The 14,861-nt window shown below is 43.4% G+C and carries 11 protein-coding genes; 5 read left to right on the plus strand and 6 right to left on the minus strand.

From position 1 onward, the window contains the following. Positions 1-53: 53 nt before the first annotated feature. Positions 54-1,505, minus strand: a complete 1,452-nt coding sequence (gene focA / locus D8S93_RS18455; protein ID WP_152814658.1) for a formate transporter FocA — start codon at positions 1,503-1,505, stop codon at positions 54-56. A 303-nt stretch (positions 1,506-1,808) separates the two neighbouring features. Between focA and D8S93_RS18465 the strand changes: the two genes are divergently transcribed. Both D8S93_RS18465 and D8S93_RS18470 read left to right on the plus strand, forming a co-directional pair. Further along, a complete protein-coding gene (locus D8S93_RS18465; RefSeq protein WP_152814660.1) occupies positions 1,809-2,714 on the plus strand; it encodes a LysR substrate-binding domain-containing protein in 906 nt (301 codons plus the stop codon). A 442-nt stretch (positions 2,715-3,156) separates the two neighbouring features. After that, positions 3,157-3,639 carry a DUF1097 domain-containing protein gene (locus D8S93_RS18470; protein WP_152814769.1) on the plus strand — a complete coding sequence of 161 codons (483 nt, stop codon included), beginning with the start codon at positions 3,157-3,159 and terminating at the stop codon, positions 3,637-3,639. A 151-nt stretch (positions 3,640-3,790) separates the two neighbouring features. On the opposite strand, the gene D8S93_RS18475 is transcribed toward D8S93_RS18470, so the two are convergent. Beyond that, positions 3,791-5,425, minus strand: a complete 1,635-nt coding sequence (locus D8S93_RS18475) for an ATP-dependent endonuclease (protein WP_012842315.1) — start codon at positions 5,423-5,425, stop codon at positions 3,791-3,793. A 271-nt stretch (positions 5,426-5,696) separates the two neighbouring features. On the opposite strand from D8S93_RS18475, the gene D8S93_RS18480 reads away from it, so the two are divergent. The 3 genes from D8S93_RS18480 (at position 5,697) to D8S93_RS18490 (ending at position 9,555) form a co-directional block, all read left to right on the plus strand. Then, the gene (locus D8S93_RS18480; protein WP_152814662.1) at positions 5,697-7,439 is read left to right on the plus strand and encodes a bifunctional metallophosphatase/5'-nucleotidase; all 1,743 of its coding nucleotides are present in this window, start codon (positions 5,697-5,699) and stop codon (positions 7,437-7,439) included. Between the two features lie 626 nt (positions 7,440-8,065). Further along, complete coding sequence (locus D8S93_RS18485) at positions 8,066-9,085, plus strand: TerC/Alx family metal homeostasis membrane protein (protein ID WP_152814669.1); 1,020 nt, start codon at positions 8,066-8,068, stop codon at positions 9,083-9,085. A gap of 278 nt (positions 9,086-9,363) precedes the next feature. After that, positions 9,364-9,555 carry a hypothetical protein gene (locus tag D8S93_RS18490; RefSeq protein WP_005376351.1) on the plus strand — a complete coding sequence of 64 codons (192 nt, stop codon included), beginning with the start codon at positions 9,364-9,366 and terminating at the stop codon, positions 9,553-9,555. 191 nt (positions 9,556-9,746) lie between these two features. Here D8S93_RS18490 and D8S93_RS18495 read toward each other — a convergent pair whose 3' ends face one another. The 4 genes from D8S93_RS18495 to D8S93_RS18510 all read right to left on the minus strand — a co-directional run bounded on the left by D8S93_RS18495 (position 9,747) and on the right by D8S93_RS18510 (position 14,612). Then, complete coding sequence (locus D8S93_RS18495) at positions 9,747-10,304, minus strand: PhnA domain-containing protein (protein ID WP_005395511.1); 558 nt, start codon at positions 10,302-10,304, stop codon at positions 9,747-9,749. Between the two features lie 289 nt (positions 10,305-10,593). Continuing rightward, the gene (locus tag D8S93_RS18500; protein WP_109169951.1) at positions 10,594-10,803 is read right to left on the minus strand and encodes a YgdI/YgdR family lipoprotein; all 210 of its coding nucleotides are present in this window, start codon (positions 10,801-10,803) and stop codon (positions 10,594-10,596) included. Between the two features lie 135 nt (positions 10,804-10,938). Then, on the minus strand, positions 10,939-13,347 hold the full coding sequence (locus D8S93_RS18505; protein WP_152814671.1) for a VolA/Pla-1 family phospholipase: 2,409 nt from the start codon (positions 13,345-13,347) through the stop codon (positions 10,939-10,941). Positions 13,348-13,367: 20 nt separating this feature from the next. Then, positions 13,368-14,612, minus strand: coding sequence for an outer membrane protein transport protein (locus D8S93_RS18510; protein ID WP_012842310.1), 1,245 nt, complete (start codon positions 14,610-14,612; stop codon positions 13,368-13,370). Positions 14,613-14,861 lie beyond the last annotated feature (249 nt).

The following is a 14,861-nucleotide window of genomic DNA, read 5'->3' on the forward strand; positions in this document are numbered from 1 at the left end:
GCCAGTCAGTGACAGCGATTGAAAGCCAACAGACGTTGCAAGCGTTTAATGAATTACGCTGTTTCTAACTCGTTTTTTTCTACTAGGTTTAAACGCTCACCAAAAATCGGGCGTAGTGCTTTTAATACTTCAGTACGAGTAACAACACCGACCATCTGGCCATTTTCAAGTACAGGAAGTACTTGTGGCTTGCTCACTTTGATGCTTTTTGCGCGTTCTTCTAAAGATAAAGACGTCATGCGAGTGGCGATGCCCATGTTGCTCGTTGGGTACAACTGCTCTTTATCGATACATAGGAATTCGACAACATCAACGAGACGATCACCAGCATCAATTGCGACCACATCGCGGCTCATGATGTCGACGACTTTTTGGTCTTTCACCGGAATGTAGTCCTCACACCATAGTTCTACCATCACATCGTGAGCAGAGAAGAAGCCAACCAATCGATTTTGTACGTCTACAACAGGTGCGCTAGTTACGTTGTTATCAAGTAGCACATCTAGTGCGATTGCTATCGGTGTTTCTGCACTGATGGTAACTGGTTTTGGGTTCATAATGTCTTTAACAAAAGATGCGTTTTTCATGGTGAAATCCTTAACTGACGAGAGTGTTGTAGTCGTTGTGATAGAAGATATATTCGCTGCTTTTAGTTCTGGTCGGCGAAAAATACACCAGTTTGCAAGACCAACTAAAACCGCTCCGCCGACGATGTTGCCAAGCGTGACAGGAATTAAGTTAGCGGTAATAAAGTGCCCAATATTTAAGTCTGCGTACTGTGAAGCGGGCACACCGACGGAGGCCCAAAAAGACTCAGGTGCAAAATTCGCGATAACAATGCCAAGTGGAACCATAAACATGTTCGCGACACAGTGTTCAAAGCCACTGCTGACAAACATGGCCACAGGCATGATTGTCATTGCTGCTTTTGTCATTGCATTTGCAGAGCTAAACGTTAACCAAATCGCTAGGCAGACCAATAGGTTACAAAGGATGCCGAGCGCAAACGCCTGAATGAGAGTGTGATGAAGCTTGTGCTGCGCGATGTTAAGCGCATTTAACCCCCATTGACCGCTATCCATTTGATAAAGACCAGCTGCAGTAACTAGCGCAAGTAGGAACATCGCACCAATGAAGTTGCCAACGTAAACCTTGCCCCAAATAGAAAGCATTTTTCCGAACGAGATTTGCTTATTGGCCCATGAGATACTGGAAAGAACTGAGCTGGTAAATAGTTCACCGCCGCAGATCACGATGAGGATCAAGCCCATACTAAATGCTAATCCGCCAGCAAGACGGCTTAAGCCCCAACCAGCGCCAGCGCTGCCAGTAGTCACCGTGATGTAAAACAAGAACGCCAATCCAATGAACGCGCCCGCCATGATGGCAAGACTCAGTGTCATACTGCTGGTTTTGTTTGCTTTATTTAACGCAAATTTTTCCGCTTCAGCCATCATTTCTTTTGGAGAAAAGTACTGGTGATTTTGAGAGCTGGTCACCGCCATATTGACTCCTTAATTTGTAATCGCATAAAAATTCCTTGGTTATTAACTCAAAAATGAATTGTTGTTTTTATTTAGAAGCCTCAATGACTTCAGTCTCAAAGTCATTGAGGCTTGCGGTGTTCCCGAACCGCACAGTCAGAATAAGGAGAAGGGTTTGGTAGGTAAAATTGATAATATTTAGAAACCTCATCAAATTAATTGATAACTTTATGCGGCTAGGTAAAATGAACTCTATTGCTTATTGGGGCATGTTTTTAACGATTGTGAGGGTATGAAAAATACTCACCAATAATGGAGGACACTTTGCGCTACTCACTTAAGCAATTAGCGGTTTTTGACGCAGTTGCAGATACCGGCAGTGTAAGCCAGGCCGCAGAGAAACTGGCTTTGACACAATCAGCGACAAGTATGTCGCTTGCGCAATTAGAAAAAATGCTTGGCAGGCCTTTATTTGAGAGGCAGGGCAAGCAAATGGCGTTAACCCATTGGGGTATGTGGTTACGACCAAAAGCAAAACGCTTATTACAAGACGCACTGCAGATTGAAATGGGCTTTTATGAGCAACATTTGTTAAGCGGTGAGATTCGCATGGGCGCGAGTCAAACTCCGGCAGAGCATCTGGTTCCAGACCTTATCAGTATCATTGATAATGACTTTCCAGAAATGCGTATTTCCCTTGGTGTGCAGAGTACAAAAGGGGTTATTGATGGCGTATTAGATTATAAATATGACTTAGGGATCATCGAGGGGCGTTGTGACGATAACCGTTTGCACCAAGAAGTCTGGTGCCGAGACCATCTTACTGTTGTCGCTGCATCTCATCATCCTTTTGCTCGCAATCTATCTGTAAGCCTCGCGCAGTTAGAACAAGCGAAGTGGGTGTTGAGAGAGCATGGCTCTGGCACACGAAAAACATTTGATAGCTCTATTCATCATCTAATTGAAGATTTGGATGTGTGGCGAGAGTACGAGCACGTTCCGGTGTTACGCAGCTTAGTTGCTAACGGCCAGTACCTTACTTGTTTACCGTATTTAGATGTAGAGCGATATATAGAAGCGGGTCATCTTGTTGCGTTAAATGTGCCCGAGCTAAAAATGGAAAGGACACTTTCATTTATATGGCGAGCTGATATGGCAGAAAACCCACTAGTCGACTGCATTAAACGAGAAGGTCTGCGCATGATGAAAGGTAAGCCTTCGGTATTGTAAGTTACTACTCAATACACGCAATAAACTCTAGAAGCACAGCAATGCCACTCGCTTAATTGGGAGTGGCATATTTCTATGTACAGTACACTGAACTTCGAAGAACAAGTGTGATTCAGGAGCTTTTATGCACTCACTTGGTGACCCATGATTCTGCACGCCGATATTAGCTTCCCAGTCTCGTTAAAGCTTGCTGGAGTGACCTATTGGAGCTATCCAACACACATCCTTTTTACCTAGCACTAGAAATACTCATTCCCTAAATCTGTTGATTTATCGGTTGCGTCAAATTTTTAGTGCAAGTCATGAAATTGTTATAGCCTTATTGTGATCATTATCACCGATAAACAAGGCTGATGTATCTAACATGTGTCCTTGATTTCAATGTATGAAGGCAGTTATTGAGCCATATGGGTACGATAATAGCCAAGCAGGTACGACTACCATGACGACACTTTTAGCTATCTCTATCACTACTGGAATTTTATCTGGCGTATGGGGTTGGATCGCCATTTCTTTAGGTTTGCTTTCTTGGGATGGTTTTTTAGGTTGCACGAGCTACTTTGCTGCGCCAACTAGTGGATTGAAAGGACTTGGTATCAGCTTAATCACTAATATGACGGGTGTATTCTGGGCAATGGTAATTATCCACGGTTCAACTTACGTTGGTTTGGAAATTATCGGTTATGTGATTACCGCTATTGTGGCATTTTTCATGTGTATTCAAGCGAAACAGGCTTGGCTCGCGTACATTCCAGGCACTTTTATTGGTTCCTGCGCAACATTTGCCGCTGATGGAAACTGGCAACTTGTCATTCCATCTTTGCTGCTAGGTGGTGTGTTTGGTTATCTAATGAAAGCGACTGGACTTTGGTTGCATACGAAATCAAGCACTACTTCTTCTACGCTTGCTGAGCAAGCACAGTAGTGAACCCCCGATCTTATTTGTATCCACTGTGTATTGAGTTTTATCCCTCTCAATACCTTTAATCAAAATTAATGATGTTTGATACAAGCACACCAATTTGGTGTGCTTTTTTTGTATTACAAGGCAAGGTGTGAGTGTGAAATACTCTAACTCATGTATTGCCGTTTGCCATGGTGACAACGCGCTTAAGTGTCCAACGCAGAAGTACAGGAATGCATTCCATACCTCTCTCTTCACAGTGAGATACAATGGCCAAAGCTAAGTCCGGTTTTGCATGCTTTTTCAAAACACGGTTGACGACTTTTTTAGCTGGGATAGGGTGATCATGAGGAACTTTGATGATGTCCTTAAAGAAAAGTTCAAACCCATGATTATATAGAAAATGTTCGATATCTCGATCAGGTAACTCTGTAAGTCTATGCCTTTCCTGATCATGATCGAGTTGCGCTCTCACGGCATGCGCGTACTTTTTACCTGCCGGGTCACCATCGGTAACAACATGCCAGTCGATACCGAACTCTTTTGCTACTTTGATCAGTGACTTCAGTCCTGACTGTGCAAATTCAACGATTTGAACTCCTTCCGCAGCTAAGTCATATCCGCATTGACGAGCCAGTTCATGAAATAACCAAACTTCAGTTTCGCCCTCTACGAGTAACCAACACCGTGCAAACAACGCCCCTGAGCGATGAAAACGAATGTGGAAACCAATTCGGCGTAACTCATCTCTACCAAACTTGGCAGAGTTTAAGCTCTTGGCAATGGTTCGGTCTGACAAGCGAATCAAACGCCGGATTGAATAAAGTGGAACCGAGCCAAGTAACGTACCGCTGTTGGTAGTTAAAATCTTTTGCATTGGCAACAACTGCAATAATGACCACGCTCTAGCGAGATGAGTCGGATGTAGTCGGCCTTCCGGGTCTTCGATGATCAGTATCGGTCTTGCGCAGCGTCTTAAATCGGTAGGGCCTTTTGCTTGAAGGTAAGCATTGAGAAGCCCCATTAAAAGCAAGCGGCTTTGTTTATCATTTGTTTCCTTAAGGAATTGACTTAATCCTTTATCAGAGGAAGGGCTCGTATAAAAAAGACCATCACGAGGTTTTCGTGGGTTACCTTTGCTGACGCTGCGGAACGCAAAATAGTGTTCGACAAGTGTTTGCATTGAATCGAGACTACTGCGAATCTCACCCTTGTTTACGTGCCCAGGCATCGCCAATAGCCGTCGACAGGTGTTATTGATTCGTTTTTCAATCCGAGCATTTTTGCTGTCGCCGTTGACGTGGTTTAGATCTGGGAAGCGTCGAGAGTCTCGTAGGCGGATAACAGGGTGAAGAGTCATCAACTCTACGGCGAGTTTCTCAGAGTGGTGCAGTTTCTTCGGCTTACCGTTATGATCCAAAAATGCGTATTCAGTTTTAATATCATACTCGTCGCGAGACGCACTAATTCGATAGTAAATGACCTGCTCACCATCCTCGTTTGTGCACCATGCAGGTTTTATCCGTCGATAACGCCCAGCTTTTACTTCGTTCTTGTCTTGTGCTTTAAAGCAAACAATGATCTGCAAGTGTTGGGTTTGTGGATGAGAAATTGAATAATCAACGTGAAAATCTTTTAATTCGAATTGATACAATGAGCCATTAGCAGGTAGCGCGATAGAAAGGGCATCGAGCAATGATGATTTACCCCACGTGTTCTCACCGATGAGCGTAGTGAGTTCGTCAAAAGAGAGTGAAAGGCGTTTGATGCCTCTAAACCCGGAGATTTCGATGCGTTCTAGTCTCATCTCAATCCTCCTTGCAATTATTTGAATTATAGAGAGTTATTTTGCTACTCCTAAGCATATATTAATTCGAAATATTGGAGTTAAGCTCAGTTCACAAAATTACGAGAGCCCCTTACTGAATAGAGACCGCAACAAGCGACGCTTGCTTTCAAAAGTAGTGTAGATAGCATCGTGATCACTTAAACATGAAATCAAAAAATCACAGTTTCATAAAATTCATGATTCTGTCATGATTCACTTCTTATTATTATAAGGAATGAAAAGAGAGAAGATGAAGATGAATAACAATCATAAGCCAGTGAGAATCAAACTGGCACACATCAATGACACACATTCCTACTTTGAGCCAACGTCATTACAGTTAAAGCTTAAGATCAACAATGAACTCACGCTAGAGCCATACGTGAGTGCTGGCGGGTTTTCTCGCATCGCAACCCGAGTAGAGCAGCTACGAGACGACGCGCAACGTCAAGGGCATGGGATGTTATTTCTCCATGCTGGAGACTGTTTCCAAGGCACACTTTATTTCTCATTATTTAAAGGTAAAGCCAACGCCGATTTGTTGAATGCGTTAAAGATTGATGCGATGGCGTTAGGCAACCATGAACTGGATATGGGTAATGAACCTGTTGCCTTATTCTGTCAACGCACTCAGTTTCCATTGCTTGCTGGTAACTGGGATCTATCAAATGAATCGCTTCAAAAGCCTCACCGAGTCAGCGATAGCAACAATGTGTATAGTTATCAAACGGAGACACAAAGCGCACAATACATCGTCAAAGAGTTTCATGGTGAGCAGGTTGCGATTTTCGGATTATCCATTGATAAAATGAGCGATATCGCGAACCCAGATGCAGATACGCCATTTAAGTCTGCAATTGAAACCGCTAAGGCGACCGTAAAACAAATTCACTCCTCTGGTATTAAAAATATCATTCTTCTTAGCCACTTAGGTTATGAAGGTGATTTAGAGTTGGCTGAACAAGTTGAGGGGATTGGTATTATTGTTGGTGGACATAGCCACCGACTGCAAGGCGATTTCTCATCAATAGGTTTAGGGCAAGATGACCCTTATGGTGTCAAAGTAAAAGATACCTACGTTGTGCAAGCGGGCTTTCATGCTTTGACCATGGGGCACTGCGTCATTGAATTTGATGAAAACGGCAAAGCAACCATGCTGAGTGGTCAAAATGAACTTTTACTTGGCCGACGTATTTTTTGGGACTCGACACTAAACCAACAGCTTGACCAAGGCGTATTCGAAACCGCATGTGACTTTATCCATGGTCAACCTAATGTGGTGGTCTGTAAGAAACACCCAGAGACTCAAGCGATCCTAAGTGATAAATACATCCCTCGGGTAAGACAGTTACAGTCACAAGTCATTGCTAGTATTGACACCAAAAAGCGTCATGTGCGAATCCCAGATGAGTTTGGTGAGAGCGAGCTGGCTTCTTCTGTTGCGCGTTCATTTTTGTACAGCCTAAATAAACGCGGGCATGAGGTTCAATTTGCGATTCATAATGCGGGTGGCGTGCGAACATCATTGAATCCTGGCAACATCACAGTGGCAGATATTGCCGGACGATTGTTGCCTTTTGCCGTTCCGATCGGCTTTTACGACGTAAAAGGCAGTGCTATTCGCCGAGCACTTGAAGGCGCCATAAACAATGCACTCAACAATGATGTGGAAGGTACTGGCTCTGGCAGTTATCCATACACTTACAATTTAAACTTTGAGTACCGAGCTGATGCCCCTAAAGGTGAAAGAATTCAGTCATTAGCAATTTTTGATGGTCAACAATGGGTCGACGTTCAAGACGACACCTGGTATCGAGGCACTTCCTCCGCTTATACCATGAAAGGGAAAGAAGGTTACGATGCGCTACTGGAGATGAAAGACGAGGGGCGTGTAACCAACTTATCCATGGCAGACTGTTTTATTGAACTTCTGACCGATGAGCCAAACTGCTTGAATCAAAGTCACAAACTTTATACACAGCAACACAGGTAGTAGATATTGGTATCGATTTTGCTGCCCTTCAATTGCTACATGCGATGATGAGGGTGGCAGTATGTGGAATAAAGATTGGACAGATACGGCAGTGGTGGTTGCTTGGGTCGCAATTTGGTCAACGTTAGTTTACTTTGTCCCTTTGAGCGGCTTTTGAATTGCTAATAACACGGAAGTTAGAAAAGGAGCAGTTATGCTCCTTTTTTGTGTCTATGTTCTCAAAGACAACGCTCTGACTCCTAAATGTATCATCTTGAGTCACTTGCTGCTCTTTACACCTAATAACAAAAGTTCACGTGGTTGAATCAATTCCTTTCTTTTTATATTTCTTTCTGATTTTTAATAAGAATTTTATTTCGATTGGACAAAGTTTTTTTGTTGGAAAGCGTGACATTCGGCGTTATCATTGCGGCGTTTGGGGAGTAGTTAGCGCAAGTTTACTTATCGTCATCTCGTTAAGCATCAGCTTATCCGGTAAGTAAAGGTGTTGCGTGATTCATCCACGCCGACACTTCAACGAGACCAACGCATTCATTGACTGGCAGCACATGATTATTATGTGACTGCTTGTTGTTATTGTCTGCGGAAGGTCACCAAACTCATGTCCTTCCGCCATGGGAGGAAGCATGTCTCTTATCGAAAGTACCACCCAATTGAGCCAATTGGCACCACTTCAAGAGTCATTAGCGATGTATGGCGCTTTTGGTCTTTTTACGCTTGTTCTTGTTGCGCTTGATATCTATCAAACGCGTGGTGGCGTTATAACGATGAAAAAAGCCATCCTCTGGAGTGTTTTTTGGTTCTTACTTGCCTTTGTTTTTGCAGGTTCTATCTATTTATTCTGGGACTTTTACGCACCGCACAGCACTTATACGAACGATAAAGCAACGGTTTCATTCTTAACAGGCTACTTACTAGAGAAGTCGCTAAGCGTGGATAACTTGTTTGTGTTTGCCATCATCTTTGCACAATACAGTGTGCCGGAGCATTTGCGTCCGCGAGCGCTGCTTTGGGGCGTGATTGGTGCGTTAGTTCTACGTGCTATCATGATTGCGGTTGGTGCTCAGTTACTTGCGCAGTATCACTGGGTGTTGTACCTCTTTGCCGCATTCCTTGTTTGGACCGGTATTAAGCTTGCTCGCGACAAAGGTGAAGCAGAAGAGGTTAACCCATATCCTGAGCAGTTTATTCGCAAAATATTGCCAGTTACGAATGATTACCAAGGAAATCACTTAATCTTAAAGCAAGCTGGTAAGTGGGTGGCAACACCAATGCTGATCGTAGTCGGTGTAATTGCAGTGATGGACGTAATGTTTGCACTGGATTCTATACCAGCCATATTTGCGGTAACACGAGAGCCATTTTTAGTCTTAGCCGCGAACGTGTTTGCACTGTTGGGGTTGCGATCTTTGTACTTTGTTCTGCAAGCGATGTTAGACAAGTTTGTGTACTTAAAACCAGCATTATCGGTGATCATGATGTTTATCGGTGTAAAGATGTTATTGGTGGGAACAGAGTATGAGATTCCGACAACGTGGTCACTCACATTCTTAATCGTTGTGATGACATCAGCGGTTGTGGCATCGCTCCTCAAAAATAAGTCGAACAGTCGCTCTAGCGTTAAAATTACTAATCAAAAAATATAAGTAAAGCGCTAAAAATAAAATAAATAACGAAACTTAATGTTAAAAACATGTTGTTAGTCGAGATGGCTTTATGCAGGTAACGTTAAGTTATTCAACATAATTAGACAGTTTATGACTATTTATGCTGTTATTATTCATTTGTATTTTTGATATTTGTAATGGGCTTGTTTTATTAGATAATCTAATTCGAATAGGTAAAATTTGTCATTTCTTAAACAATAAGAAACTGACTAATATACAACCAACAAAACAGACTACTGCTTTAAAGAGAGGCAATCATGGCACAAGCAATGCAAATGACAAATGTAGCTTTACCAACCTCTATGGATAAGAAAACCTACGCGGTTAACTTCAAAGGACTGATTGCTCACTTACTAGACATTCTATTCGTAGATAATACTGCACCACGCAGTTACTATGCGGAAGATTTGTCAGCTCACATTCAAAAAGATATCGGTATGTACCGTTAATCTTGAAATAATGAATGAAAATACCGGCTTATAAGCCGGTATTTTTTTAGCTGCTCAAACGCGAATAACGGAGCTAGAACTCTATACAGAGTCAATACCGGAGTAGAGGAGCTTATTCCAAATTGGTGTTCATTAGAAATGAAAACGGGGCACTAATAGTGCCCCGTTTTGACTTGTAGAGTAATACGATATTACTTCTTACGGCAGTATTCTGCGATCACGTACATTGACTGACCGCCATTTGCCTTGCCCGAAACTAGTTTCGGATCATCACCAAGGCTTATACCACGGATCACTGTGCCTTGTTTGATTACTTGGTTAGTGCCTTTAACTGGTAGGTCTTTGATTACCGTTACATCGTCACCTTTCTTAAGTTCAGTGCCGTTGCAATCTAACGTTTTGTCATCATCAGACATACCCTTCATCGCCCAGTTCATTTGCTCTTCTTCCATGTACATCATGTCAAGAGCATCTTGAGCCCAGCTTTCAGAGTTTAGGCGAGTGAGTTGGCGCCATGCTGTCACTTGTACTGCAGGAACCTGGCTCCACATGCTTTCGTTTAGACAACGCCAGTGGTTAATGTCTTTTGGCTCATCGATCTCACCCAGACACTTATCACAAACCATGATAGCAGTATCAACGGTCACGTTACCGTGAGGTGGGACAGCGTATGCTGTTAGTTGAGATTCAGAAGAACACAGTTCACATTTTGACTCGCAGCGCGCAAGCAGAGTAGCTTCAATAGACATAAGGACTCACCTTAGTAATGTTATTTTGTGGCGGTATTATCCACTTTATCCTGAGAAATAAAAGGGTGTTAGCGAATTAAAGCCGAGATTTTACAATATTCCAACCTGATTAGGGTGAAGATGTAAAATATTCGCTAAACAAATAATACCTGTATATAAGAAAATGCATTGATTGCTTTGGGTGATGAATTGGTTGCTTCATTTATTGAGGAAGTTAGAAGTTCGTTGTGAGTATTAACTGCGCTCAGAAGTGTGGGTAGGGCCCTCTAAAAATATAGAGGGCATATTGCTAGCGTTCTATAATCTGCACAATTTGATCTTTTGAAATGCTCATTTCTTTCCCATCCATGTCTTCATACTCGTACATACCCGTTTCTTCGTTAAGGTCTGGTTTTCCGTAAGAAGTAATAATTTTCCCTTCATTTGTCGACATAAGATATTGGCTACTTCCGCATGCAGCAAGAAGTAAAGCAGTGACCATTATAGTGAATATGCGCATAGAGTTTTCCTTTCAAACAAGTAAGTTAGGTACGACACCGATTTAACTATAGCAAAGGATATACGGGACGGTTTTTTATGATAGAGAACGAAAAAGCCCAGTCGAAACTGGGCTTTGGTAAGAGAGGTGATACGATTACTTCAGAACGGAAGTATTAGTCACACCCGTTAAAGTGTCATCCATTAAGAAGTCTGTGTTTTCCATTTGCATCTCAAAGTGATGGTCAATATCAGAAAGTGTGCCATTTGGTGAAGCAAAGGTACTGTGTGATGCAGTTGCATTAAACTGAACAAAGCTTGCCATTGGAGACACGGCTGTACTAGCACTGTTTACGGTCGTTAGACCTAGCTTAGCTGCTAGAGGCTCAGTCCCGGCAAACGGTGCATTTGGAACGCTGTTTGGCACTGTGCTATCACCCTCAACCTCGGTCATCAAGAATGGTGTAGTTAGTGAACCAGAAGCGACCAAATCTGAGGCGTTTGTGAACGGGTCGACTGTATCTAGCGTTGTTTGTGCTGCATAGATAAATTGTGAGAAACCAGCTTCTAAAGCTGCGACTTGAGCTTCCGTTGCCGCAGCCTCAAATGCTTCGTAACATGTTTTATCTTCTAGATCCGCACATGATGCATCAGCGTAATTCGCATAGTCTTTTGATGCTGCATAAGCGAGGTTATGTTTGATCTGAGGACCGTAATTGTCTGAACCCAGTAACAAATTACCAATTTGTCCACCAGAGTTCTGTACTGATGCAGAGCTAAAGGTGTACAGCGCATCCGCAGTAGGGCTGCCCAATGTATTGTTTGCTGCTGCGACGGCAGATGTAGCTACAATACCGCCAAGTGAATGACCTAGCATTTTGACTTTTGAACCCGTCATTGGGTTGAAGCCTTGCAGAGGACCTCCAGCTAAAAGACCGCCTTGCGCCGATACTACCAAGCTAGCGCGCAAACCTAACACATCCAGAACACTTTGACGTAGATTGTCACGCGCAACGGCTAAGTTGGAAAGATTTAGATAAGCCAGTACATTCGCATTTGCGGAACGTTGTTCATCTAAGCTGCGCGTACCGTGAATAGGTAAGTCAATAGCAATAACAGCCACACCTGCTTTTACCATATTGAACGCGAACGCGTACGCATTCTCTTTCGCTGAAGTGATGCCGTGTTGATAAATCACAACGTCTGTCGCGACGCCAGATTTAGGTGTGAAGACCAGTACTTCGACATCTTCTACCGATTTAACGACTGGAACTGGGGAGTAGCGAGTCACAATACGTTCATTGTCGAGTTGGGTACCATCGCTTAATGTGAGTTTAGCACCCACCAGTTTTAGCTGCTCTGTAGGATCGGTTGCGAGCTTTGTCACGTCAACAGGGTTATTTGCGAAAACGCCAGTTGATAGCTGCTGAACCATGTTCGCTTGCTCGTTCGGATCCGCCAGTGCTGCACTTAGCTTCGCTAGGCTTGGCATCGCAGATACCATTGGCTGCATGTTCCAGTTTGCCCCTTTTTCTAGATAATGAGGCAGTCTTACCACACCTTGAGTCACATTTACATCGGCACCTGACTTCGCATAAAGGCCTTTAATTGCCGTTTTTGCCGCGTCTAGGTCACTAACGTACTTACTAAAGTCATCGTCAGAGTCTAGCGCAGTGCTAAAGTCTTGGGTTGCACCAAGTGTCATTGTGTAGGCTGTTGATAAATCTACTGAACCTTCGTTCGCATCGTTTTTGTAAACGGCGTTTAGTGTATTTGCACCCGTTGAGAAACCGGTTGCGGTTACACCTTTAACCGCCGCCAAAGTATCACCTACAGACTGAGTGCTGAACCATGAGGAGTAAACGATGTCGTCAGGGTTAACTTGAGCTAGACCAAAAATGCCTTCCACCGCTTGTGTCACCGCTTGAATAGAAGCAAGAGCACCAGTTTCATAAACGATTTCTTTCGATTTACCTGTCGCGTAACTGGCTGATGTACCGATTGGCTCACCATTCACGTCAGTAACATCTTGTGTTACTGCAAAAATGTACTCGCTTGACTCATCAAGCGCATCCATGAACTGGATATATAGAGAGTTGCCTTTTGCTTGAACAACGTAGTCTTGGTTCTGAACGAGAACTTCTTCGATTGGGTTAGACTTACCATCCCACTCGGTCAAACGTTGATTAATCTTGATGACTTTAATACCAGACGGCAGCATACCCGTTGCAAAACCATCGCCTTTAAAGTTCAGAACGATTGGCATAGACGTTGACCATCCATCCATCGTATTCATCGAGGCTCTAGGGTTGGTTAAGGCATCATCACCGTCAGTTGGCAGACCAAGCGTGCCATCTGTTGTGTCCATTAATAAGTAAGAGGGCGCAGGTACATCCGCATTCGCCCCTTGAAGCGTAAAGCTGATAGATGTTCCACGGTCGAGCAGTGCTTGGACTTCATCTTCAAATTGAACTTTGTCGGAAGTACCAGAGCTTGATGTATTATCACCACAACCAGCAAGAAGGATTGCAGAACAAAGCATTGATAATTTAAACGTGTGTTTCATTGGTTTACTCCGTAATCCCATTATTTGAAGGTGTAGTTCATCTGTACCGCGCTGATGTAAGCAGTACCTTCAGAGTCGAACTTGATCTCTTCATCCTGAGCATTTGTCTCGGTGAAAGAGCCTGATTTACTCTTAACAAGTGCAAAGCCTGCATCGAAAGTTAAATTCTCATTCATTGCGTAAGTTAGGCCCGCGCTGTACCAAAAACGGTCACTGTCAGGGATGCTCAATGTGGCTTCACCTGCTTGTTCGTCGTATGCAAAGCCCGCACGGAATGTCCAATCCGCATTGAGGGTGTAAGTGGCACCAATAGAATAACGATTGTTGTCTTCGTATTTCTCTGGTTTGTAGAAACATTGACCAGCAGTTCCATCATTACATTGAGGACTCGTCGCTTTCAGTTCTTTAAATGTGCTCCAATCGGTCTGTTGCCAGCCGTAATGTACTGCCCATTGTTCATTCAGTTGATGGAAAGCCGATAATTCGATAATTGAAGGGAGAGAGATTTTTAAACGGCCATCCACTTTTGGTGATGGAGCTCGGCCTGAGTCGTAACTACTAAACTCACCGTCGTCAAAATCTAGATCAACTTTAGAACGGTAACCAAAGCCAAAACGGTTGTTTTCATTTAGCTCGTACAAAGCGCCAATATTCCAACCCCAAGCAAAAGTTTCGCCTTCCATGCCGACAAGGTTATCGGACTTATTACCACCTAAAATACGGGCGAGTGCGCCTTTGTGACGAGTCAGCTCCGCTTCCGCGTACACTAGGTTGATACCGCCACCGACACTGAAAGACTCGTTAATACGGTAAGCGACATTAGGATTAATGTTTACTGAAAGTAGGGAAGTGTCACCCGCCATGTCACCCGCAGAAATATCATCTGGATAATCAGTAGCAACACCGTATGTTGTGAACATACCGATACCCCAAGCCCAGTTATCGTTGATAGGGCTGATGTAATAACCCGCTGGCACGACTTGTAAAGGGGCAACATCTTTCGCATGTTCTTTGTTAACCGTGTCATACACATCGACTTCAGGATCGATGATAGATAACGCGCCCGAGAATTGAGCTTCTTTGAAAAGCGTCATCGCTGCTGGGTTTCGTGCAAGAACGCTGGCATTGTCTGCGACCGCTCCTTCACCTGAAAATGCTCGACCAAGACCAGATGCTGAATGCTCAGCTACCTGGAAGCCCGCTGAATGGGCATTACACGCAAACAATATCGAAATTGTAAGCAGAGAGCAGTGCTTCTTGTTCATCCTTGACCCTCCTAGGGTGTCATAGTGTTGGACCGAAGTCCTTGTAATTGTTGTGTGATACTTACACCAGTTGTTAATACGTGAAATACAACTGTGATGTAAATGTAATGTTAATTGTATGTTTAATAACTTGTCAAAGTTTGAGCGTATTTTGCGTTTTAAATATGATGCATAGGTCAAACGGTGATTCGTAAGGGCATGTATTATCGTTATATTTTTTAAGAGAATGGTACGACCAGAATTGTTTTG

The organism is Vibrio sp. VGrn 2, assembly GCF_009361695.1.
Taxonomy (GTDB): domain Bacteria; phylum Pseudomonadota; class Gammaproteobacteria; order Enterobacterales; family Vibrionaceae; genus Vibrio; species Vibrio diabolicus.

Excerpts from the sequence above, each read along its gene's own strand:
- D8S93_RS18475 (WP_012842315.1), bottom strand. The coding sequence starts at position 5,425 with ATGAGACTAGAACGCATCGAAATCTCCGGGTTTAGAGGCATCAAACGC.
- D8S93_RS18500 (WP_109169951.1), bottom strand. The coding sequence starts at position 10,803 with ATGCGCATATTCACTATAATGGTCACTGCTTTACTTCTTGCTGCATGC.
- D8S93_RS18495 (WP_005395511.1), bottom strand. The coding sequence starts at position 10,304 with ATGTCTATTGAAGCTACTCTGCTTGCGCGCTGCGAGTCAAAATGTGAA.
- D8S93_RS18505 (WP_152814671.1), bottom strand. The coding sequence starts at position 13,347 with ATGAAACACACGTTTAAATTATCAATGCTTTGTTCTGCAATCCTTCTT.
- D8S93_RS18510 (WP_012842310.1), bottom strand. The coding sequence starts at position 14,612 with ATGAACAAGAAGCACTGCTCTCTGCTTACAATTTCGATATTGTTTGCG.
- focA (WP_152814658.1), bottom strand. The coding sequence starts at position 1,505 with ATGGCGGTGACCAGCTCTCAAAATCACCAGTACTTTTCTCCAAAAGAA.
- D8S93_RS18485 (WP_152814669.1), top strand. The coding sequence starts at position 8,066 with ATGTCTCTTATCGAAAGTACCACCCAATTGAGCCAATTGGCACCACTT.
- D8S93_RS18490 (WP_005376351.1), top strand. The coding sequence starts at position 9,364 with ATGGCACAAGCAATGCAAATGACAAATGTAGCTTTACCAACCTCTATG.
- D8S93_RS18470 (WP_152814769.1), top strand. The coding sequence starts at position 3,157 with ATGACGACACTTTTAGCTATCTCTATCACTACTGGAATTTTATCTGGC.
- D8S93_RS18480 (WP_152814662.1), top strand. The coding sequence starts at position 5,697 with ATGAAGATGAATAACAATCATAAGCCAGTGAGAATCAAACTGGCACAC.